Origin of the sequence: Pantoea sp. YU22 (genome assembly GCF_003970755.1) — a bacterium.
Lineage (GTDB): Bacteria > Pseudomonadota > Gammaproteobacteria > Enterobacterales > Enterobacteriaceae > Pantoea > Pantoea piersonii.
In genome coordinates, this window is the sequence record NZ_RYDU01000002.1 from 455,497 (window position 1) to 477,109 (window position 21,613).

A 21,613-nucleotide genomic window follows, 5' to 3' on the forward strand; every position below is an offset into this window, starting at 1 on the left:
GGTATTGGCGAAATGAAAACCAAAACCCAGGGAAATAACAGCCATTTGGGCAATTGTGGAAAGCCTAGCGCAAATGGGACCAAAGCAGCGCGATCCAGACAAACAGCGCCAGTATGATAGCCAGCAAGACGGCGGCTGAGCCCATGTCTTTCGCCCGTCCGGCCAGCGGATGACGCTCCTGACCAATGCGATCGACCACCGCTTCAATCGCGCTGTTAAGGATCTCGACGATTATCACCAGCACCACCGATCCGATCATCAGGATGCGCGCGACGGTATCGACATCCAGCCAGCAGGCGATGATAACGGCGATGATGGCGGCCGTGGCTTCCTGACGAAACGCGGCCTCATGCTGCCAGGCGGCGCGCAGCCCTTGCCAGGAGTAGCCTGCCGCTTTCACAATCCTGAGCAAACCGGTGGTATTACTTGCCATTGCGAGGGAACCCTTTTAGTTGTTTGACGTCAATGTCTGGGCCAGGTGCGTTTGGCACCACACAGATCTTCGCAGCACTTTCTGATATGCTTGCGGCGCTTTGCTAACAAGAGGCTTCATGTTGTCTATGTCAGGTTGGCGTAAACTCTATTATAAATTGTTGAATTTACCACTTTCCGTTCTGGTAAAAACTAAGGCTATTCCGGCCGATCCCGTTTCCGAACATGGACTCGATCCGACGCGGCCGATTATGTACGTGCTGCCATACGATTCCAAGGCGGATTTGCTGACGCTGCGTCAGCAGTGTCTGAAGCATAATTTGCCCGATCCGCTGGTGCCGCTGGAAATTGACGGCACGCTGCTGCCGCGCCACGTGTTTATTCACAATGGCCCGCGCGTGTTCCCCGCTTTCGGGCCGAACACGGAATCGGTGAAAATTTTCCACGAGTATCTCGATCTGCACCGCAATAATCCACATCTGGATATCCAGATGCTGCCGGTCTCGGTGATGTTCGGCCGTGCGCCAGGTCGTGAAGTTCAGGGCGACGATACGCCGCACCTGCGCGAGCTTAACGGCGTAGAGAAGTTTTTCGCCATCGTCTGGCACGGCCGCGACAGCTTTGTGCGCTTTTCCCCGACCGTCTCGCTGCGCTGGATGGCGACGCAGCACGGCACCGATAAATCTATCGCGCAGAAACTGGCGCGCGTGGCGCGCATTCACTTTGCGCGTCAGCGGTTAGCGGCGGTCGGCCCACGTTTGCCGGCGCGACAGGATCTCTTCAACAAGCTGCTGCAGTCCAAAGCGATTGAAAAAGCGGTGGAAGAAGAAGCGCGCAGTAAAAAGCTCTCTCATGAGAAGGCGCAGCAGAACGCTGTCGAGATGATGGAAGAGATCGCCGCGGACTTCTCTTATGAGGCGATCCGCGTGACCGATCGCGTGATGGGCTGGCTCTGGAGCCGTCTCTATCAGGGCATCAACGTCAACGGCGGCGAGCGCGTGCGCCAGTTGGCGGAAGATGGCCATGAGATTGTCTATGTGCCCTGCCATCGCAGCCACATGGATTATCTGCTGCTCTCCTATGTGCTTTATCATCAGGGCCTGGTGCCGCCGCATATCGCCGCAGGTATCAACCTTAACTTCTGGCCCGCCGGGCCGATTTTCCGCCGCCTGGGCGCATTCTTTATTCGTCGCACCTTTAAAGGCAACAAACTCTACGCCACCGTATTCCGCGAATATCTCGGCGAGCTGTTTAGCCGCGGCTATTCGGTCGAATATTTCGTTGAGGGTGGGCGCTCACGTACCGGCCGTCTGCTCGACCCCAAAACCGGCACGCTGGCGATGACGCTGCAGGCGATGCTGCGCGGCGGCAAACGTCCGATTACGCTGGTGCCGATCTATATCGGCTATGAGCACGTTATGGAAGTGGGCACTTACGCCAAAGAGCTACGCGGCGCGGCGAAAGAGAAAGAAGGCTTTATGCAGATGGTGCGCGGTCTGCGTAAGCTGCGCAATCTGGGTCAGGGCTACGTTAACTTCGGCGAACCGCTGCCGCTGGTGAACTACCTGAACAAGCAGGTGCCGGAGTGGCGCGACGCTATCGACCCGATTGAACCGCAACGTCCCAGCTGGCTGACGCCAACGGTGAACGATATCGCGGCGCGCCTGATGGTGCGCATCAACGAAGCGGGCGCCGCCAACGCCATGAACCTGTGCGTTACCGCGCTGCTTGCCTCACGCCAGCGTTCGCTGACGCGCGAGCAGCTGATCGAGCAGCTTGAGTGCTACATTGAGCTGCTGCGTAACGTGCCCTATTCTCCGGAATCGACGGTGCCGCCGCTTTCAGCGGAAGAGCTGCTGAACCATGCCATGAGCATGAATAAGTTCGAAACCGAACAGGATAATATCGGCGACATCATCATTCTGCCGCGCGAGCAGGCAGTGCTGATGACCTATTACCGCAACAATATTCACCATATGCTGGTGATGCCGTCGCTGATTGCCGCCATTATTCAGCAGCATCCGAACCTGAGCGAAGCCGAGCTGCTGCGCCAGGTCCGTCTGATTTACCCGATGCTGAAAAGCGAACTGTTCCTGCGCTGGGAAATCGACGCGCTGCCGGCGCTGCTGAGCGCGCTGTGTCAGGAGCTGGCGCGTCAGGGCCTGATTACCCTGCAGGATGGACAGCTGCGCCACACCGCGGCGCGCTACCGCACGCTGCAGCTGCTGGCCGCAGGCATCCGCGAGACGCTGCAACGTTACGCCATTACTTTCTCTATCCTCAGCGCGAAGCCGACCATCAACCGCGGCACGCTGGAGAAAGAGAGCCGTATGCTGGCGCAGCGTCTTTCGGTGCTGCACGGCATTAACGCGCCGGAGTTTTTCGATAAGGCGGTATTTACTACGCTGGTGCTGACGCTGCGTGATGAGGGCTATATCAGCGATACCGGCGATGCCGACGTCGAGCGTACTCAGGCCGCCTGGCACATTCTGGCCGATCTGGTGACCAGCGATGTGCGGTTAACTATCGAAAGCGCAGTCGCGCATGAGTAAATAGCCGCAGGCAGATAAAGCAAAGGGCGACAGAGATGTCGCCCTTTTTGTTGCCGGTAAGGTGCCTGCGCGGTGAGTATGGCCCGATCGCAAAGACGCAACAGCGGCATCCCTGCCCGCTCGGCCCGCGTCTTCCCTGACGCGGGACGCTTTGCTCCTCGGGCCATACCCACCGCGCGTTTCAGCCTTGTTGCTCGCTGGATTAAAGTACTTAAAACAGCTGGCTGAACGGCGGCGTATTCAGCACCACGCCGATAAAGATCACCAGCCCGACATAGTTATTGTTAAGGAATCCCTGAAAACAGGCGTCGCGCTCACGGTGGACAATAAGTTTTTGCTGGTAAACAAACAGCACGGCGGCACCCAGCAGCGACCAGTAAAACAGCGCGTTAAGCTGCATCAGCGAACCGACCAGCGCCAGCAAACCCAGGGTTGCAAACTGCAGCAGGCCGATAATCAGCTTGTCGTAACGGCCAAACAAGATCGCCGTTGATTTGACGCCGATTTTAATATCGTCGTCGCGATCCACCATCGCGTATTGCGTATCATAGGCGACGGTCCAGCAGATATTAGCCAGAAACACCAGCCAGCATTCTAGCGGTAAGGACTTACTAACCGCCGCCCAGGCCATAGGGATCGCCCAGCCGAATGCCGCGCCCAACACCACCTGCGGCAGATGAGTATAGCGCTTCATAAAGGGATAAGACCACGCCAGCGCCAGACCGCCCAGCGAAAGCAGGATGGTCATCAGGTTCATGGTGAGGACCAGCGCGAACGCCAGCAGCCCCAGCAGCACAAACAGGATTTTCGCCTCTTTCTCACTCACCGCGCCGCTGGGTAGCGGACGACCGGCGGTACGCTTTACGAAACCGTCGACCTTGCGATCGGCAAAATCGTTGATGACGCAGCCCGCCGCGCGCATCACAAAGACGCCAAGCACAAACACTACCAGCACCCGGAACGGCGGAACGCCCATATCCGACAGCCACAGCGCCCACAGCGTCGGCCACAGCAGCAGCAGCGTGCCGATCGGTTTATCAATACGCATCAGGCGGCTATAGGCCTGAAACTTGCTCATCTCTACGCTCTTTTGCACGTTAAATCTTCCTCAGGCCAGGTCGCGATAGAGCGGCGAGGCAGGTAAAAACAGTTCCGTCAGCAGCAGCGGCTTGCCCGACAGCCGCAGCCGCGAGCGCCGTCCCCAGAGCGCGCCGACGCTGCCGGGTTCGATAAAGTCGCGGCTTAAGGTCGAAGAGGAGAAGAGATAGCGGCCAAGCGGGCGCGTTCCCAGCTGTTGCAGCATCTGCTCCGGGCCGTTGAGCGTGCTCTCCGGCACCAGCGTGCGGCCAATCAGCCAGGGCTCGTCGTCACCGCACAGCACGATCTCGCGCAGCCAGAAGCGCGTATCGTCAGGCAGAAGCGCCCTTTCATCGATAAGCTCATCGGCGTTAATAAAACCTTCGCGCATCGGCCGCACCGTCACTTCCTGACAGTGCTGCTCGAAACGGCGCGTCATGGAGTCCTCTTCCATCAGCCAGTCCAGCAGCGGCGCGGTCAGCGTCGGATGCGTGGATGGCAGCCAGTTGAGCGCGCGTAATAAGCTGAGCGCCTCTTGCGACATATCACCACTCCCGTCAATTTTGAGGGCAACAGTGTAGCGCAGAGGCGCGGCGGGCACACCTGGCGACGTTTATTCGCGCTTCAGGCGGTTACTGTTGGCCAGCCACAGCGTCACGACCAGAATCAGAATGGCGCCGGAGTAGCAGAGCGTATCGAAGGGATTTTTGTGATCGACGATAATCAGCCGAATAATCGCCGTAATGCCGATATAGACAAAATAGCGCAGCGGAAAGTGATAGCCCGACTGGAAGTACTTCACGATCAGGGCGATAAATTCGAAGTAGAGGAAATAGATCACAATTCCCTCAATCAGCAGATAGGACGACGCCTGCTCGCCGGTGTTCAGCAACACGTTAGCAAGGTGCAGCGTCTCTTTGCCAAGAAACACCGCCAGAATCACCGCCAGCGCCAGCAGTCCCAGATTCAGCACCCATTGCAGCGCCAATGCGATGTACTGACCGCCGGTGGGTTTAACGTTCATGACTGGCCTCCATAATGGCTTTCCGTAAAAGATCGCCATCATGCTGTAATGTGATGCAGATCACAAGATTCCCTGCTCTGGCCTTGCTGCCGCTGCGGTTAAGAAGCCAGCATTTATCCCCCTCCTGCCTCAGAGAACTGGTCTACAGTTAAAGAGTCGGCAGCGTGCGCAGGTCCCTTAAAACTCAGGAAAAATTGCGCCCCGCCCGACGGCTCTCTTTGCAGATTGCTCTTACCGTCAGGCTGGCTCTCTGCTGCTTTTTAGCCTGACGGTTATGGAGTGGCGTGACGTGTTGACCTTGCTCAATCTTCTCTCTGCCGTCGCCCTGCTGGTCTGGGGCACCCATATCGTGCGCTCCGGCATTATGCGCGTCTTCGGTGCCGATCTGCGCCGCGTGCTTAGCCGCAGCATTGAAAAGAAACCCATGGCGTTTCTGGCGGGCATCGGCGTGACGACGCTGGTGCAGAGCAGTAACGCCACCACGCTGCTGGTCACCTCTTTCGTGGCGCAGAAGCTAATGCGCCTGGCGCCTGCACTGGTCGTGGTGCTGGGCGCCGACGTCGGCACCGCCATCATGGCGCGTATTCTGACCTTCGATCTCTCCTGGCTGTCACCGCTGTTTATCTTTTTCGGCGTCATCTTCTTTCTGTCGCGCAAGCAGACGCGCGTCGGGCAGATGGGGCGCGCCAGCATTGGGCTGGGACTGATTCTGCTGGCGCTGCAGCTGATTGTCAGCGCCGCCAGGCCTATCACCCAGGCGGCGGGCGTGCAGGTGCTCTTCTCCAGCCTGACCGGCGATATCATGCTGGATGCGCTGATCGGCGCGCTGTTCGCCATTATCAGCTACTCCAGCCTGGCGGCGGTGCTGATTACCGCTACGCTGACTGCTGCAGGCGTCATCTCGTTTAAAGTGGCGCTTTGTCTGGTAATCGGCGCTAATCTCGGCAGCGGTCTGCTGGCGATGCTCAACGCCAGCGGCTCCAATGCCGCAGGCAAACGGGTGGCGCTCGGCAGCCTGTTGTTTAAGCTGCTCGGCTCGCTGGCGATGCTGCCCTTTGTCAATCTGCTGGCGCCCTGGCTGGATAAGATGCCGGTCAATGACGAAGAGCTGGTGATCTTCTTCCACGTCTTTTACAACCTGATCCGCTGCCTGGTTATGGTGCCCTTCGCCGAACCGATGGCGCGGCTCTGTACTCGCCTGATCCGCGATGATGCCGAAGCGGATATGACGCTCAAACCGCGCCACCTTGACCGCAGCGCGCTGGATACGCCTGCCCTGGCGCTGGTCAACGCCGCGCGCGAGGCGCTGCGCATCGGCGACGTGCTGGAAATGATGCTGGAGGCGTTCAGCAAGGTGGTACACGGCGAAGTACGTGAAGAGCGTACGGTGCGGCGGCTGGATGATGATGTGGACGTGCTCTATACCGCCATCAAGCTCTACCTGGCGCGTATGCCGAAAGAGGATCTGTCGGAAGAGGATTCGCGCCGCTGGGGCGAAATTATTGAAATGTCGTTAAATCTGGAGCAGGCGGGCGACATTATTGAGCGCATGAGCGCCGACGTCGCGGATAAGGCGCTGATGCCGCGCCGCGCTTTCTCGCCGGAAGGCATACAGGAATTAGAAACGCTGCACGAACAGCTGCTGGCGAACCTGCGCCTCAGCCTGTCGGTTTTTCTTTCCCGCGACATCACCAGCGCGAAACGGCTGCGCCGCGCTAAACATCGCTTCCGCATTCTGATTCGCCGCTTCTCGCATGCGCATGTCGAGCGGCTGCATCAGAAGAACGTCCAGAGCATTGAGACCAGCTCGCTGCATCTGGGGCTGCTGGGGGATATGAAGCGCCTGAATTCACTGCTGTGCAGCGTGGCCTATACGGTGCTGGAGCAGCCGGAGGACGAGCGGGATTATGAGTGAAACGGGGGCGCGCGGCCCCCGCTGAATTACTTCTTGTCGATCGGTTTGCCTGACCAGTATCCAGCCAGCAGCGAACCGGAAAGGTTATGCCAGACTGAAAAGAGCGCGCCCGGCAGCGCGGCCAGCGGCGAGAAGTAGAGTTTGCCCAGCGTCGCCGCCAGGCCGGAGTTCTGCATCCCTACCTCCAGCGCCAGCGTGCGGCAGGTCGACTCGTCAAAGCCGAACAGCTTGCCGCCCCAGTAGCCGCCCAGCAGGCCGATGGCGTTGTGCAGTACCACGGCAGCGATGACCACCAGCCCAACCGATCCGATAAAACCCTGGCTGCCTGCCACTACGGCGCTGATGATCAAAAGAATGCAGATCATAGAGAAAGCGGGCAGGTAAGGCTCCACGCGGCGCACCAGACCGGTCAGGCTGTGGTGGATGATCAACCCCAGGCCAATCGGGATCACGACGATCTTCACAATGCTGAGCAGCATGCCCACGACATCCACCTGAATATGCGTATCGACATAGAAACGCGTCAGCAGCGGCGTGGCGAAAACGCCCACCAGCGCGGAAACCGAGGAGATAGTCACCGAAAGCGCGACGTCGCCCTTCGCCAGATAGATCATCACGTTCGAGGCGGTGCCGCTGGCCACGCTACCCACCAGAATCATGCCCGCAGAGAGATCGGGCGACATGTGGAACAGCTTCGCCAGCCCCCAGGCAGCGAGCGGCATCACCAGATAGTGCAAAAAGGTGCCCGCGATCACCGGTGCCGGGCGCACCAGCACGCGTTTAAAATCGTCGATATTAAGCGTTACGCCCATGCTAAACATAATCAGCATCAGCAGCCAGGTGACCCAGGGCCCGATGCCGAGAAAGACGCCGGGCGAATACCAGGCGGCGGCGGAGAGCAGCACGGCCCAGAGCGGAAACAGACGGGTTAATTTGGCGAGCATAGCCGGACTTCCTTCTTCGAATGTTGTGTTTTTAAGCAGATGCCACAGAGAAACGCGACGCAGGAACGGGTGCGTCGGCGGACCGGGATCATAACATTTCGTTATCGGAGCGTAAGGCGGAGTAAGAGCCAGAAAGGAAAATGCGGATCGACTGCTGCCGATCCGCAAGATAGTGTCGGAGATACGCTGGCTTATGCGCTAAAAGGCGGTGGATCGCACCAGAGAGATCCGATCCCGCCGGGCGGATCGTTATTCAAACAGGTTTTTATGCAGCGCGCGCACTACGCTTTCCGCATCTTCGCCCGGCACCAGGAAGCAGAGATTGTAGCTGCTGGCACCGTAGCAAATCAGACGCAGGTTAAAGGGTTCAAGCGTGCCGAAGACCTCTTTGCCGACGCCGCGCGCTCTGGAAAGGTTATTGCCGATCAGCGCCACCAGCGCCAGATTCTCTTCCACCTCGACGCGGCAGAGCGACGAGAGCTCCGTCAGCAGCGCCTGGGTCAGCAGGCTGTCGCCGGTTGAGGTCGAGCCGGTGGTGTCGAGCGTCAGCGCCACGCTCACTTCCGAGGTGGTGATCAGATCGACGGAAATATTATGGCGCGCCAGAATAGTGAACACTTCAACGAGGAAACCACGCGAGTGCAGCATGTTCAGGCTGTGCAGCGTCAGCAACGTCTGGCGACGACGCAGCGCCAGCGCGCGGAACAGCGGCGGGTTGGCGGTTTCGCGATGGACGCGCGTGCCGCCAGCAGCCGGATCTTTGCTGGAGCCGACAAACACCGGGATGTCGCTGCGCACCGCAGGCAGCAGCGTCGCCGGATGCAGCACTTTTGCACCGAAGATCGCCATCTCGGTCGCCTCTTCGAAGGTAATGTCGTCGATACGCTTGGCGGACGGGACAACGCGTGGATCGGTGGTATAGATACCCGCCACGTCGGTCCAGATATCCACGCGCGCCGCTTTCAGCGCTTCGCCCAGCAGCGCAGCGGTATAGTCGCTGCCGCCACGTCCCAGCGTGGTGGTGCGGCCCTTCTGCTCGCTGCCGATAAAGCCCTGGGTGATCACCAGCGACTGATCCAGACGCGGCTTCAGCAGCGCGGCGGCCTGCTCGGCCAGCGTCGCGATCTCCGGCTCGGCGCGACCGAAACGGTCATTGGTGCGCATCACTTTACGCACGTCGAACCACTCCGCTTCGACCTGACGTTCGCGCAGGATCTCCACGAACAGCAGCGTAGACATCAGCTCGCCGTGGCTGACCAGTTCGTCGGTTAGGGCGTTAGAGGTCGCCAGCGAGGCGGCGTCGGAAAGCATGGTGATATTTTCGATCATGCGATCGATTTCATCACGGATAACGGCGGGATTTTGCAGACGCTCGACAATCGCATACTGGATGCGGCGAATCTCGTCCAGCAGGTAAGCGCGCTGCGCCTGCTCCTGGCCTTCCGCCAGCGAAACCAGCAGGTTGGTCACGCCCGCTGATGCAGAGAGCACCACCAGACGCGTGTCAGCATTGGCCAGCACCACATCGGCGCTGCGGTTCATAGCATCGAAATCGGCAACGCTGGTGCCGCCAAATTTCGCCACGATCAGAGTTTGAGACATGTACGACCTCGTGTCAGGTTATCTTCTCCCGCGTGTATGGGACGGGAGACATTGTATCAGCCTTGGCACAAGGGAAGAGCAGAATTGGGCAGACAAGATCAGGAGACGAGTCACCCAGAAGCACTTCACCTTGCGAAGCGACCGACTGTGGACGCCTCTGGTGACAACCCAGGGGATTCAGCCCCTGCAGCCGACAGGCAACACTCCGTGTGTTGACCACCTCGGCGTCGCTCCCCCTGATGTGTTATCCCCGGATACGGTTCCTCCAACACACTGCCTGGGCGACGCGCCTCTTCTGGCTTGCGCACGGGTGCGCAAGTAGCCGCATAAAAATACCGGGTCATAAGCTTGCTGTCTACGTCTGTCGGCGATTTGCTGCGCTCTGAGCGTTAAATGGCCCGCCCGGGACCAGTTTATTCTGATTCGGCACAAGGTTCAGACGCTAAGTTCGCGGCACAATACGCGCCGCCGGGTCTGAAAAACCCCCGCAGCGACAGGCTGAAGCGGCGCGCGTTTTCAGGCACGGAGGTTGCTGACGCCAGGCGCAAAGGTGATAACGCCGACAAAATTTTTCCTTTCAGTGGACACTGTTGTCATACTGAAACGCTATATGGGTGTGGTTACCCACGATGGAATGACGGTTCTTAAATCAACAAGAGTGTTGCCATGAAAAATATCAATCCGACCCAAACCGCAGCCTGGAAAGCGCTGCAACAGCATTTTGAACAGATGAAATCGGTGACTATCGCCGAGCTGTTCGCTCAGGATGCCGATCGTTTTGCTAAATTCTCCGCCACCTTTGACGACCAGATGCTGGTGGATTTCTCGAAAAACCGCATCACCCAGGAAACGCTGGACAAACTGCAGGCGCTGGCGAAAGAGACCGACCTGAGCGGCGCAATTAAATCGATGTTCTCCGGTGAGAAGATCAACCGCACCGAAGATCGCGCCGTGCTGCACGTTGCGCTGCGCAACCGCAGCAACACGCCGATTCTGGTAGACGGCAAAGATGTGATGCCGGAAGTAAACGCGGTGCTGGAGAAGATGAAGCACTTCTCAGAGCGTATTATCGGCGGCGAATGGAAAGGCTATACCGGCAAAGCGATCACTGACGTAGTGAATATCGGCATCGGCGGTTCGGATCTCGGCCCGTTTATGGTGACGGAGGCGCTGCGCCCTTATAAGAACCACCTGAATATGCACTTCGTCTCTAACGTGGACGGCACGCATATCGCGGAAACCCTGAAAGATCTCAGCCCGGAAACCACGCTGTTTTTAGTGGCGTCAAAAACCTTTACCACCCAGGAAACCATGACCAACGCCCATAGCGCGCGCGACTGGTTCCTGAAAACCGCTGGCGATCAGCAGCATGTCGCGAAGCACTTCGCCGCGCTCTCGACCAATGCGAAAGCGGTGGGCGAATTTGGCATCGACACGGCCAATATGTTTGAGTTCTGGGACTGGGTCGGCGGACGCTACTCGCTGTGGTCGGCCATCGGCCTGTCGATTATCCTCTCTATCGGCTTCGATAACTTCGAACAGCTGCTGAGCGGCGCGCATGCGATGGACCAGCACTTCTCCACGACGCCAGCTGAGCAGAACCTGCCGGTGCTGCTGGCGCTGATTGGCATCTGGTACAACAACTTCTTCGGCGCCGAGACCGAAGCGATCCTGCCCTACGATCAGTACATGCACCGTTTCGCGGCCTACTTCCAGCAGGGCAATATGGAATCTAACGGTAAATACGTCGATCGCGACGGCAATCCGGTGGATTACCAGACCGGCCCCATTATCTGGGGCGAGCCGGGCACCAATGGTCAGCACGCGTTTTATCAGCTGATCCATCAGGGCACTAAGCTGGTTCCTTGCGACTTTATCGCGCCGGCTATCACCCATAACGCGCTGGCGGACCATCATCAGAAGCTGCTCTCTAACTTCTTCGCCCAGACCGAAGCGCTGGCGTTCGGCAAGTCACGCGACGTGGTAGAGAAAGAGTTTACCGATGCGGGTAAATCTGCTGAGTCCGTCGCGCACATTGTGCCGTTCAAGGTGTTCGAAGGTAACCGCCCGACTAACTCGATCCTGCTGCGCGAGATTACGCCCTATAGCCTCGGCGCGCTGATTGCCCTCTACGAGCATAAGATCTTCACTCAGGGCGCTATCCTGAATATCTTCACCTTCGATCAGTGGGGCGTAGAGTTAGGCAAACAGCTGGCTAACCGTATTCTGCCTGAGCTGGAAAACAGCGCGGAGATTAACAGCCACGACAGTTCCACTAATGGCTTAATTAATCGCTATAAGTCCTGGCGCTAATTAGCACTGAATCTCTTTATGGCGGCCATACGGCCGCCTTTTTATTGCCGCGGCGAAGAAAATAAACGCTTTTTGGCTGATAATATGCGCAAGCCAGACGGGATAATTCTTAAATTGAGTTGAGATTGCTCTGAAGATGCAGTTAAAAAGCCAGCCCCTCTCGCGTTTAAAATGGCCCTTATTTCCCCTTCATCTCTCCCCTTCCTCCTGTTTTTAAAAGGAATTTTATTTTTAGCTCGCCAGGCAAAATCTGATAATAGCGTTTTAGTCCCATTTATTACTAAAAAAGTAAAAAACGCTTTGCATGTAATTCCATGACAGTAATTAATTCCGTCCTGCCGTAAATATTAAGAAGAAAAAAGGGGTTATTGCTGTTTAGTCTCCTTTTTAGCCAAAACAGGGGGGCCGTTTCGACCGCTTTTTCCCACGCTGAACTCTGGTAATTTGTTGCCCTATACTGAACACGCCCGAAATGGGTACATCCTTCATTCACTCAATGCAGGACAAGCTGTATGAAAAAAATCATGGTTGCCGGAGCAGCCGTACTATACGTCGCAGCGCATTCCGTGGCTTTTGCCGCTCCGGAAGAAGCGGGTGCCGCAGCGGGCGCGCAGGCGGGAGCAATCTCCGCCGGCACTTCAACCGCTGTCGGTATCGGCGCGCTCGGCGCATTAGTCGGTGTCGGCATCGCTGCCTCTGGCGGTGGTGACGGTGCGAATACCGGTACAACAACCACGACGACAACGAGCACCACTCGTTGATGTAGCACCTTTAAACATAACCACACAGTCGTGTGGTTATTTTTTGCTTTGGCTTCTTTTACAGGGACATACAGTGCGCCAACTTCCTTTTTTGCTGGCTTGCCTGCTGCTGCAGGCATGCACGCAGACGCAAAAAGGGCTGGAACAGACCGTCATGATGGCGGTGTCTGGCCCCGATGACGTGGTTAAAACCGACCAGCAGATCGCCGATCTGCCCTATGCCAGCCTCTATGCCCGTATTAATGCAGGTCCGCAGATTTTCGTCGTGCTGGGCTATAACGAAAACGGCCAGCAGAAGTGGATTACTCAGGATAACGCCATGCTGGTGACCCGACACGGCCGCCTGGTGAAAACCCTGGGCCTGCCGGATAACCTGCAGCAGGTCAGTAATCTGCCACAGGACCCGCTGGCGGACGCGCTGCATCTGCGCGACGGCGCTAACTGGACGCGTATCGTGCAGTGGACCGAAAACGGCAAGACGCGCGCCGCTACCGTGAGTTCCCACTTCGCGCGCGGCACAGACGAGGTGCTGACGCTGGCGGGTCGCCGCGTCGCCTGTCGCGTCTGGACCGAGCAGGCACGCATCGCGGCCACTGGTCGCGCCTGGGAAAACACCTTCTGGATCGATAACAGCAGCGGCGAAGTGGTGCAGGCGCGCCAGATGCTGGCTGCGGACGACTTCCCTGTTGCCACTACCCTTCTGAAGCCGGCGAAATCATGAAAACAACACTCTCTTTGCTGGTCGGGCTGATGCTGGCTGGCAGCAGCGCCGCGTGGGCGGCGGGACAGGTGACGGTGCATACCGCGCAGGGCAGCGCCACGCTCGACAACGTACAGAACCTGGCGCAGCTGGTGACGCAGCCTGCGCTTATCGACAAAGCCTGGTGGGACGGCGCGGTAATTGCCGAACGAAACGCCAGCGCGATCGCGCAGCGACAGCAGCAGCAAACGCTGGCGGATCTGCGCGCCTGGCAGGCGCAAAGCAGCGGCGATCGCGCCGCTGCCATCGGCGAAGTCGTACGCCAGCTCAGTGCGATCGCGGTAACGGGTCGCCAGTTCGTCTCGCTCGATCCCGACTGGATCCGCCTGCATGCCGATGCCAACCGTCGTCTTGAGGGTCGTTACGATCTCTGGCTGACGCCGCAGCCCGACAGCGTATGGCTGCTGGGCGCGCTAAGCGGCGCAGGCAAGGTCAGCTGGCAGCCCGGCCAGACGGTACGCGGCTATCTGGCGGGACACGAACATCTTTCCGGTGCGGAAAACAGCTACGCCACGGTGATCTCACCCGCCGGTGAGACGCAGCGCGTGCCGGTGGCTTACTGGAACCAGCGTCATACCGAGGTCGCGCCCGGCAGCATTATCTGGCTTGGCTTCTCCTCATGGAGCCTGCCTGACGCGTATGACGATTTAAACCAGCGCATGATTTCTGTTCTGACTCACCGGGTGCCAGAGTGATGAATAAACGACTTCTTTTCAGCCTGCTGGCTGTTTCCGTGGCCGCCGCGTGCCAGGCGCAGGCCGATACCTTTCCCGATCCGGTGGGTCCGTCGCAGTCAGATTTCGGCGGCGTCGGCCTGCTGCAGGTGCCGACCGCGCGTATGGCGCGCGAGGGGGAATTCAGCCTTAACTTCCGCGACAACGATCAGTACCGCTACTACTCCGCCTCGCTGCAGCTCTTGCCCTGGCTGGAGACTACGGTGCGTTATACCGACGTCCGCACGCGTCGCTACAGCGCCGTAGAGAGTTTCAGCGGCAACCAGAGCTATAAAGACAAGGCGTTCGACCTCAAGCTGCGCCTGCTGAAAGAGAGCTACTGGCTGCCGGAAGTTGCTTTCGGCACGCGCGATCTCGGCGGCACCGGCCTGTTCGACAGTGAATATCTGGTGGCGAGCAAAGCCTGGGGACCTTTCGACTTTACGCTCGGACTCGGCTGGGGCTACCTCGGCAACAGCGGCACAGTTAAAAACCCCTTCTGCTCTTACAGCGACAGCTACTGTCAGCGTCCTGGCGTGGGCGAAGCGGGCTCCATCAACGGCTCGCAGATGTTTCACGGCCCCTCGGCGCTCTTCGGCGGCGTAGAGTATCAGACGCCGTGGCAGCCGCTGCGCCTTAAGCTGGAGTATGAAGGCAACAACTATCAGGATGATTTCGCTGGCAGGCTCGACCAGCGCAGCAAGGTCAACGTCGGCGCGATTTACCGCGTCACCGACTGGGCTGATATCAACGCCAGCTATGAACGCGGCAATACCTTTATGTTCGGCGTGACGGTGCGCACCAACTTCAACGACCTGCATCAGGCGCATATTGACAGCGCGAAGCCCGATTACCGCCCTCATCCGCAGGAGCGCATGCTGGAGCCGACCGTCGTCGCCAGCCAGCTGACCGACCTGAAGTACAACGCCGGGCTGAACGGGCCGCGCATTCAGACCAGGGGCAGCACGCTGTTTGTCTCCGGCGAGCAGACCAAATATCGTGACACGCGCGAAGGGGTCGATCGCGCCAACCGCATCATCATGAATAATCTGCCGGCAGGCATCGATACCATCGAGGTCACCGAGTCGCGTTTCAATATGCCGCAGGTAACGACGCGCACCGACGTAAGCAGCCTGCGCAATCAGCTGGAAGGTTATCCGCTCGGCCAGGAGCAGCCGCTGCGCCAGACGCGTGAAAACCCGGTCGATGCGGGCGAGACCGAGCAGGGATTCTTTATTCGTAAAGAGCGGCTCAACTACAGCCTGTCGCCGGTGCTGAACCAGTCGGTCGGCGGACCGGAAAGCTTTTACATGTATCAGGTCGGCGTGATGGGCAACCTGGATTACTGGTTTACCGATCATCTGCTGGTGGGCGGCAGCCTGTTCGGCAACCTCGCCAATAACTACGACAAGTTCAACTATAACGGCGCGCCCGCCGACTCCACCCTGCCGCGCGTGCGTACCCATATCCGCGACTATGTCGAGAATAACGTCTACGTAAACGATCTACAGGCCAACTACATGGGCTACCTCGGCAACGGCTTTTACGGCCAGATGTACGGCGGTTACCTTGAGACGATGTATGGCGGCGTCGGCGGCGAGCTGCTCTACCGTCCGGTCGACAGCAACTGGGCCTTTGGCGTTGACGCCAACTATGTGCGCCAGCGCGACTGGGACAACATGATGCAGTTCACCAACTACAAGGCGCCGACTGGCCATGTTACGGCTTACTGGCGGCCGTGGTTTATGCAGGATCTGCTGGTGAAGGCGAGCGTCGGACAGTATCTGGCGAAGGATAAGGGCGTCACGCTTGACGTTTCGAAGCGCTTCGACAGCGGCGTAATGGTTGGCGTCTATGCCACCAAAACCAACGTGTCGTCAGAGCAGTATGGCGAAGGGGATTTCACCAAAGGTTTCTATCTGTCGATTCCACTGGATCTCTTTACCGTTACGCCGACGCGCGGCCGCGCGCAGGTGAACTGGGTGCCGCTGACGCGTGACGGCGGACAGATGCTGGGCCGCAAATATCAGCTTTATGACCTGACGTCCGATCGCGACGCGCGCTTTAACTAATCAGGCAGAGGGCACCGCAGCTAAAGCGGCTGAAAGGTGCAGAACGCGCCAGGGCTAAAACGCCAGGCGCGTTTTGAACAACGCAGCGCGCTGGCCCGTTCAAGGACGCACCTCAGGTGCGTCTCTGCGCGGAGCGAGCAGGAATGCCTTGAGCGACTTTACGACCGGCTACCGTTGCCCGCTTCCAGCACCCTTTTTAATCCGCGTCATACCCCAGGTTCGGCGCCAGCCAGCGCTCTACCTCGCTCACCGCCATACCTTTACGCGCCGCGTAATCTTCCACCTGATCGCGCTGTATCTGCGCCACTGCGAAATAGCGGCTGTCGGGATGACTGAAGTACCAGCCTGAAACCGACGCGCCAGGCCACATGGCGAAGGATTCGGTGAGCTTCATGCCGGTATGGGTTTCCACATCCAGCAGCTGCCAGATGGCCGCTTTCTCGGTATGCTCCGGACAGGCCGGATAGCCCGGCGCGGGACGAATACCCTGATAATTTTCGCGGATTAGCTCATCGTTGCTCAGGTTCTCATGGGCGGCGAAGCCCCAGATCACCTTACGCACCCGCTCATGCAGATACTCGGCGAAGGCTTCGGCCAGACGATCGGCCACCGCTTTAACCATGATCTTGTTGTAATCGTCGTGCTGCGCGTCATACGCCTCCGCCAGTGCGTCCTCCTCAAGGCCGCCGGTCACGGCGAAAGCGCCCAGATAGTCCGCCTTGCCGCTCGACTTCGGCGCGACATAATCCGCCAGACAGTAGTTGGGGAAATCGGTTTTCTCCGTCTGCTGGCGCAAATGATGGCTGACGGCAATCACCTCGCGGCGGCTCTCATCGCGGTAAATCTCAATATCGTCCCCGACGCGGTTGGCCGGGAAGATGCCCACCACACCGCGCGGCGTCAGCGTTTTTTGCGCGCTGAGGCTGTCCAGCATAGCGTTGGCGTCGGCAAAAAGACGCTTCGCCTCTTCGCCTACCACTTCATCTTCAAGAATGCGCGGATATTTGCCCGCCAGCGACCAGGTCATAAAGAACGGCGTCCAGTCGATGTAGTTGCGCAGCGTATCGATGCCAACCGATATCTCGCTGACGCCGAGACGATGCGCCGATGGCGGCGTATAGCTTTCCCAGTCGATACGGACCGCGTTATCGCGCGCCACCTGTAGCGAAACCGGCGGCGTGCGCGGTTTTTTACGCGCGTGCTGAATACGCACGGTGTCGTACTCTTTACGCGTACGCGCCACGAAATCCTCTTTCAGCGTCGGTGACAGCAGCGATGACACCACGCCGACGGTGCGCGAGGCATTCTGCACGTAGACCGTCGGGCCGCTGTAGTTCTGCTCGATCTTCACGGCGGTATGCGCCTTTGAGGTCGTCGCGCCGCCAATCAGCAGCGGCAGCGTAAAGCCCTGACGTTCCATCTCTTTCGCGACGTTGACCATCTCATCCAGCGACGGCGTGATGAGACCCGACAGCCCGATAATATCCGCCTTCTGCTCTATGGCGGTTTTCAGGATCTTGTCGCTCGGCACCATCACGCCGAGGTCGATAATCTCGTAGTTATTACACTGCAACACAACGCCGACAATATTCTTGCCAATGTCGTGCACGTCGCCTTTGACCGTGGCCAGCACGATTTTGCCGTTACTGCGGCCCGCCTCTTTGCTGGCCTGAATATAGGGCTCAAGGTAAGCCACCGCCTGCTTCATGACGCGCGCCGACTTTACCACCTGCGGCAGGAACATCTTCCCTTCCCCGAACAGGTCGCCTACCACATTCATTCCCGCCATTAACGGGCCTTCAATCACCTCAATGGGACGCGCTGATGCCTGACGCGCCTCTTCGGTATCCTGCTCGATAAATTCGGTGATGCCTTTAACCAGCGAGTACTCCAGACGCTTCACCACGTCCCAGCTACGCCATTCCGCCTGCTGCTTATCCTCTGCACCGTCGCCTTTGCTGGCGCGATATTTCTCCGCCAGCTCAAGCAGACGCTCGGTGCCATCAGCGCGGCGATTGAGAATCACATCCTCTACCGCGTCGCGCAGTTCGGCAGGCAGATCGTCATAAATCGCCAGCTGCCCGGCGTTGACAATCCCCATATCCATACCGTTGCGGATAGCGTAATAGAGGAACACGGCGTGAATGGCTTCGCGCACCGGATCGTTGCCGCGGAAGGAGAAGGAGACGTTAGAGACGCCGCCGGAGATCATCGCATGCGGCAGTTCGCGCTTGATATCTTCGCAGGCGCCGATAAAGTCCATCGCGTAGTTGTTGTGCTCGTCGATACCGGTGGCGACCGCAAAGATATTCGGGTCGAAGATAATATCTTCCGGCGGGAAGCCGACCTGCTCGGTAAGGATTTTATAGGCGCGGCGGCAAATCTCGATTTTGCGCGCGCGCGTATCCGCCTGGCCCGTCTCATCAAAGGCCATTACCACCATCGCCGCGCCGTAGCGGCGTACCAGTCGCGCATGGTGGATAAAGATCTCCTCGCCCTCTTTCATCGAGATCGAGTTAACGATGCCTTTGCCCTGAATACACTGCAGGCCTTTCTCGATCACTTCCCACTTGGAGGAGTCGATCATAATGGGTACGCGCGCAATATCCGGCTCGCCGGCGATCAGGTTAAGGAAACGCACCATCGCCGCTTCGGCGTCGAGCATTCCCTCATCCATATTGATATCGATAACCTGCGCGCCGCTCTGTACCTGCTGCAGCGCGACTTCCAGCGCTTCGTTGTACTTCTCTTCTTTGATCAGTCGCTTGAACTTAGCCGAGCCGGTGACGTTGGTGCGTTCGCCTACGTTGACGAACAGCGTCTCGCTGCTGATGTTGAGCGGCTCAAGCCCGGAGAGGCGACAGGCGACCGGAAGCTCAGGCAGTTTGCGCGGCGCAACGCCTGCGACAATATCCGCCATCGCCTTAATATGCTGCGGTGTGGTGCCGCAGCAGCCGCCGATAATGTTGAGGAAACCGGCGCGCGCCCATTCGCCAATCTGGTCGGCCATCACGTCGGCATCAAGATCGTATTCGCCAAAGGCATTGGGCAGCCCGGCATTGGGGTGCGCCGTGACGTAGCATTCGGCGATACGCGACATCTCCGCCACATACTGGCGCAGCTCATCCGGGCCAAGGGCGCAGTTGAGGCCAAACGACAGCGGTTCGGCGTGGCGCAGCGAGTTGTAGAAGGCTTCCGTTGTCTGACCGGAGAGCGTGCGGCCTGAGGCATCGGTAATTGTGCCGGAGATCATCAGCGGCAGATTGACGCCCAGCGCTTCCATCTCGGTCTGCACGGCGAAGATCGCCGCTTTGGCGTTTAGCGTATCGAACACCGTTTCGATCATGATGATATCCGCGCCGCCCTCAACCAGCGCGCGCGTCGATTCGCGATACGCCTCTACCAGCTGATTGAAGGTGACGTTGCGGTAAGCGGGATCGTTCACGTCCGGTGAGATCGAACAGGTGCGGTTGGTTGGGCCAAGCACGCCAGCGACGTAGCGTGGACGATGCGGCGTTTTCGCCGTCCATTCGTCGCAGCAGGCGCGCGCCAGCCGGGCGGCTTCGTAGTTAATCTCTGCCGACAGCGCTTCCATCTGGTAATCCGCCATGGCGATCCGGGTGGCGTTGAAGGTATTGGTTTCCAGAATATCCGCGCCCGCTTCCAGATAAGCGTGGTGGATCTCGCGGATCACCTCGGGCTTGCTGAGCACCAGAAGATCGTTGTTGCCTTTAAGATCGCAGGGCCAGTCGCCGAAACGACTGCCGCGAAAATCCTGCTCGTCCAGTTTATAACTCTGGATCATGGTGCCCATGCCGCCGTCCAGCACCATGATGCGTTGCGCGAGCTGCTGATGCAGCGCTTCGATTCTGTTGCTCACTCTTGCCTCATTCAGCTCAGTCTGCTGGCTAAAATACCAGCGCGTCATACTGGCATAACTTTCATAAGGGAGGAAGCCGCGACGAATACGCGGCTGGGACGTAAAAACTTTTGCGAACGATCCCGCTACCAGATTACTCCAGCGTAGGATTCATGCGGCGCAGATCGAATGGCGTAATCTGGTAAACATAATAGTTTAGCCAGTTGGAGAACAGCAGGTTGCCGTGGCTGCGCCAGGTCGCGCGCGGCGGCAGTTCCGGGTTGTCCTGGGGAAAATAGTTAAAGGGCACTTCCGGCTGCAGGCCCGCCTCGTAATCCCGGTGATATTCGCCAGACAGAGTGAGCGCGTCATATTCAGGATGGCCGGTAACAAAAACCAGACGTTTGTCTTTACTGGCCATCAGATAGGCGCCGGTCTGCTCAGATTCGGCGAACAGCTCCAGGTCGGTATAATCCGCGATCAGCTGCGTCGGGAAATCGGCATAGCGCGAATGCGGCGCGAGAAAGTTATCGTCAAAGCCGCGCGTCAGCAGCGCGTGGGGATGCAAAATATGATGTTCATACACGCCCGACAGTTTGTTCTGACGCGTCTGCTTGGGAATGCCGTAAAGAATATTCAGCGCCGCCTGCACTGCCCAGCAGACAAAAAGCGTTGAGGTTACATGCTCTTTCGCCCAGTGCAGCACACGCTGGATCTGCGGCCAGTAAGCGACATCATTAAAATCTACCAGACCAAGCGGCGCGCCAGTGACAATCAGCCCGTCAAAGTTATCGTGCTGAATATCATCAAAGTTGCAGTAAAAGTTGTTGAGATGCTCCGTCGGCGTATTGCGCGATTCGCGGCTGTCGATACGCAGCAGCTGAATGTCGATCTGTAAGGGCGAGTTGGAGAGCAGTCGCAGGAACTGATTTTCCGTCTCGATCTTTTTCGGCATCAGATTGAGCACCAGAACTTTTAACGGACGGATTTCCTGAACACTGGCGCGCGATGAGGTCATCACAAAGACGTTCTCATTACGCAAGAAATTTACTGCCGGTAATTCGTCGGGAACCCTGATTGGCATGTGCGGCTTTCCTCTTCACAACCGTATATACGTTTAGGCATCCAGATGCCCAACCATAACCTGGCGACATGATGATGTCGAGTCTTCATGCGATAAATGAAAATGTTTCAGCTAAAAACGGCAAACAGAGCGTAAGAGGCAAAAATCAGGTAATAAAAAGGCAGGTTAAAGCATATTGAGAGATAAATTTCAGCGATCAACAGACGTAAAAAAGCCCCCTGCGTCAGCAGGGGGCTTTTCTGTATGGATGCCTGGCAGTTCCCTACTCTCGCATGGGGAGACCCCACACTACCATCGGCGCTACGGCGTTTCACTTCTGAGTTCGGCATGGGGTCAGGTGGGACCGCCGCGCTAAGGCCGCCAGGCAAATTCTGTTTCCGCGCCGCCTCGCCGGGCCGCGCAGAGTTTATCCGTCACAAGCTGAAAATTCGCGTCTCACAAAACGCCTCTGGCGTTGTAAGGTTAAGCCTCACGGGTCATTAGTACCGGTTAGCTCAACGCATCG

Annotated in this window: 15 protein-coding genes, 1 rRNA gene and 1 riboswitch; of the genes, 7 read left to right on the forward strand and 9 right to left on the reverse strand. The window is 58.2% G+C overall.

Annotation, left to right across the window (positions count from 1 at the left end; genetic code table 11):
- Window positions 1-64: 64 nt before the first annotated feature.
- A complete protein-coding gene (locus tag EKL29_RS06575) occupies window positions 65-433 on the reverse strand; it encodes a diacylglycerol kinase (protein ID WP_120455152.1) in 369 nt (122 codons plus the stop codon).
- 127 nt (window positions 434-560) lie between these two features.
- Here EKL29_RS06575 and plsB point away from each other — a divergent pair, with 127 nt between their 5' ends.
- A complete protein-coding gene (plsB, locus tag EKL29_RS06580; protein WP_120455876.1) occupies window positions 561-2,984 on the forward strand; it encodes a glycerol-3-phosphate 1-O-acyltransferase PlsB in 2,424 nt (807 codons plus the stop codon).
- Between the two features lie 211 nt (window positions 2,985-3,195).
- Here the strand turns inward: plsB and ubiA are convergent, their stop codons facing one another.
- The 3 genes from ubiA to psiE all read right to left on the reverse strand — a co-directional run bounded on the left by ubiA (window position 3,196) and on the right by psiE (window position 5,085).
- Entirely contained in the window at window positions 3,196-4,062 is an 867-nt protein-coding gene (ubiA, locus tag EKL29_RS06585) for a 4-hydroxybenzoate octaprenyltransferase (RefSeq protein ID WP_179256422.1), read from the reverse strand.
- Between the two features lie 30 nt (window positions 4,063-4,092).
- Window positions 4,093-4,605: a chorismate lyase gene (ubiC, locus tag EKL29_RS06590; protein WP_126689158.1), complete on the reverse strand. Its 513-nt coding sequence runs from the start codon at window positions 4,603-4,605 to the stop codon at window positions 4,093-4,095.
- 69 nt (window positions 4,606-4,674) lie between these two features.
- Window positions 4,675-5,085 carry a phosphate-starvation-inducible protein PsiE gene (gene psiE / locus EKL29_RS06595; protein ID WP_120455146.1) on the reverse strand — a complete coding sequence of 137 codons (411 nt, stop codon included), beginning with the start codon at window positions 5,083-5,085 and terminating at the stop codon, window positions 4,675-4,677.
- A 289-nt stretch (window positions 5,086-5,374) separates the two neighbouring features.
- Between psiE and EKL29_RS06600 the strand changes: the two genes are divergently transcribed.
- Window positions 5,375-7,000 (forward strand): Na/Pi cotransporter family protein, encoded by a 1,626-nt coding sequence (locus EKL29_RS06600; RefSeq protein WP_126689159.1) that lies wholly within the window; start codon window positions 5,375-5,377, stop codon window positions 6,998-7,000.
- A 26-nt stretch (window positions 7,001-7,026) separates the two neighbouring features.
- Here EKL29_RS06600 and panS read toward each other — a convergent pair whose 3' ends face one another.
- Both panS and lysC read right to left on the reverse strand, forming a co-directional pair.
- Window positions 7,027-7,944 carry a ketopantoate/pantoate/pantothenate transporter PanS gene (panS, locus tag EKL29_RS06605; RefSeq protein WP_126689160.1) on the reverse strand — a complete coding sequence of 306 codons (918 nt, stop codon included), beginning with the start codon at window positions 7,942-7,944 and terminating at the stop codon, window positions 7,027-7,029.
- Window positions 7,945-8,193: 249 nt separating this feature from the next.
- Window positions 8,194-9,546 carry a lysine-sensitive aspartokinase 3 gene (gene lysC / locus EKL29_RS06610; RefSeq protein ID WP_120455142.1) on the reverse strand — a complete coding sequence of 451 codons (1,353 nt, stop codon included), beginning with the start codon at window positions 9,544-9,546 and terminating at the stop codon, window positions 8,194-8,196.
- Between the two features lie 110 nt (window positions 9,547-9,656).
- A riboswitch (Lysine riboswitch) is annotated at window positions 9,657-9,849 on the reverse strand.
- A gap of 363 nt (window positions 9,850-10,212) precedes the next feature.
- Here lysC and pgi point away from each other — a divergent pair.
- From pgi to EKL29_RS06635, 5 genes are all read left to right on the forward strand, one after another.
- Window positions 10,213-11,859 carry a glucose-6-phosphate isomerase gene (gene pgi / locus EKL29_RS06615; protein WP_126689161.1) on the forward strand — a complete coding sequence of 549 codons (1,647 nt, stop codon included), beginning with the start codon at window positions 10,213-10,215 and terminating at the stop codon, window positions 11,857-11,859.
- Between the two features lie 512 nt (window positions 11,860-12,371).
- On the forward strand, window positions 12,372-12,620 hold the full coding sequence (gene yjbE, locus EKL29_RS06620) for an exopolysaccharide production protein YjbE (protein WP_033749135.1): 249 nt from the start codon (window positions 12,372-12,374) through the stop codon (window positions 12,618-12,620).
- A 73-nt stretch (window positions 12,621-12,693) separates the two neighbouring features.
- Window positions 12,694-13,341: a YjbF family lipoprotein gene (locus EKL29_RS06625; RefSeq protein WP_126689162.1), complete on the forward strand. Its 648-nt coding sequence runs from the start codon at window positions 12,694-12,696 to the stop codon at window positions 13,339-13,341.
- The gene (locus tag EKL29_RS06630; RefSeq protein WP_126689163.1) at window positions 13,338-14,075 is read left to right on the forward strand and encodes a capsule biosynthesis GfcC D2 domain-containing protein; all 738 of its coding nucleotides are present in this window, start codon (window positions 13,338-13,340) and stop codon (window positions 14,073-14,075) included. The genes EKL29_RS06625 and EKL29_RS06630 overlap by 4 nt, the downstream gene beginning before the upstream one ends.
- The gene (locus tag EKL29_RS06635; protein ID WP_120455135.1) at window positions 14,075-16,165 is read left to right on the forward strand and encodes a YjbH domain-containing protein; all 2,091 of its coding nucleotides are present in this window, start codon (window positions 14,075-14,077) and stop codon (window positions 16,163-16,165) included. Before EKL29_RS06630 ends, EKL29_RS06635 begins: the two co-directional genes overlap by 1 nt.
- 196 nt (window positions 16,166-16,361) lie before the next feature.
- Here EKL29_RS06635 and metH read toward each other — a convergent pair whose 3' ends face one another.
- The 3 genes from metH to rrf form a co-directional block, all read right to left on the reverse strand.
- A complete protein-coding gene (gene metH, locus EKL29_RS06640) occupies window positions 16,362-20,045 on the reverse strand; it encodes a methionine synthase (RefSeq protein ID WP_147402102.1) in 3,684 nt (1,227 codons plus the stop codon).
- 133 nt (window positions 20,046-20,178) lie between these two features.
- Window positions 20,179-21,108 carry a homoserine O-succinyltransferase gene (gene metA / locus EKL29_RS06645; protein ID WP_120455131.1) on the reverse strand — a complete coding sequence of 310 codons (930 nt, stop codon included), beginning with the start codon at window positions 21,106-21,108 and terminating at the stop codon, window positions 20,179-20,181.
- 249 nt (window positions 21,109-21,357) lie between these two features.
- Window positions 21,358-21,473, reverse strand: a 5S ribosomal RNA gene (gene rrf, locus EKL29_RS06650).
- Window positions 21,474-21,613: the final 140 nt, after the last annotated feature.

Bases quoted from the DNA above. Each gene is read 5' to 3' on its own strand.
- EKL29_RS06575 (WP_120455152.1), bottom strand. From the start codon at position 433: ATGGCAAGTAATACCACCGGTTTGCTCAGGATTGTGAAAGCGGCAGGC.
- plsB (WP_120455876.1), top strand. From the start codon at position 561: ATGTCAGGTTGGCGTAAACTCTATTATAAATTGTTGAATTTACCACTT.
- ubiA (WP_179256422.1), bottom strand. From the start codon at position 4,062: ATGAGCAAGTTTCAGGCCTATAGCCGCCTGATGCGTATTGATAAACCG.
- ubiC (WP_126689158.1), bottom strand. From the start codon at position 4,605: ATGTCGCAAGAGGCGCTCAGCTTATTACGCGCGCTCAACTGGCTGCCA.
- psiE (WP_120455146.1), bottom strand. From the start codon at position 5,085: ATGAACGTTAAACCCACCGGCGGTCAGTACATCGCATTGGCGCTGCAA.
- panS (WP_126689160.1), bottom strand. From the start codon at position 7,944: ATGCTCGCCAAATTAACCCGTCTGTTTCCGCTCTGGGCCGTGCTGCTC.
- lysC (WP_120455142.1), bottom strand. From the start codon at position 9,546: ATGTCTCAAACTCTGATCGTGGCGAAATTTGGCGGCACCAGCGTTGCC.
- pgi (WP_126689161.1), top strand. From the start codon at position 10,213: ATGAAAAATATCAATCCGACCCAAACCGCAGCCTGGAAAGCGCTGCAA.
- yjbE (WP_033749135.1), top strand. From the start codon at position 12,372: ATGAAAAAAATCATGGTTGCCGGAGCAGCCGTACTATACGTCGCAGCG.
- EKL29_RS06630 (WP_126689163.1), top strand. From the start codon at position 13,338: ATGAAAACAACACTCTCTTTGCTGGTCGGGCTGATGCTGGCTGGCAGC.
- EKL29_RS06635 (WP_120455135.1), top strand. From the start codon at position 14,075: ATGAATAAACGACTTCTTTTCAGCCTGCTGGCTGTTTCCGTGGCCGCC.
- metA (WP_120455131.1), bottom strand. From the start codon at position 21,108: ATGCCAATCAGGGTTCCCGACGAATTACCGGCAGTAAATTTCTTGCGT.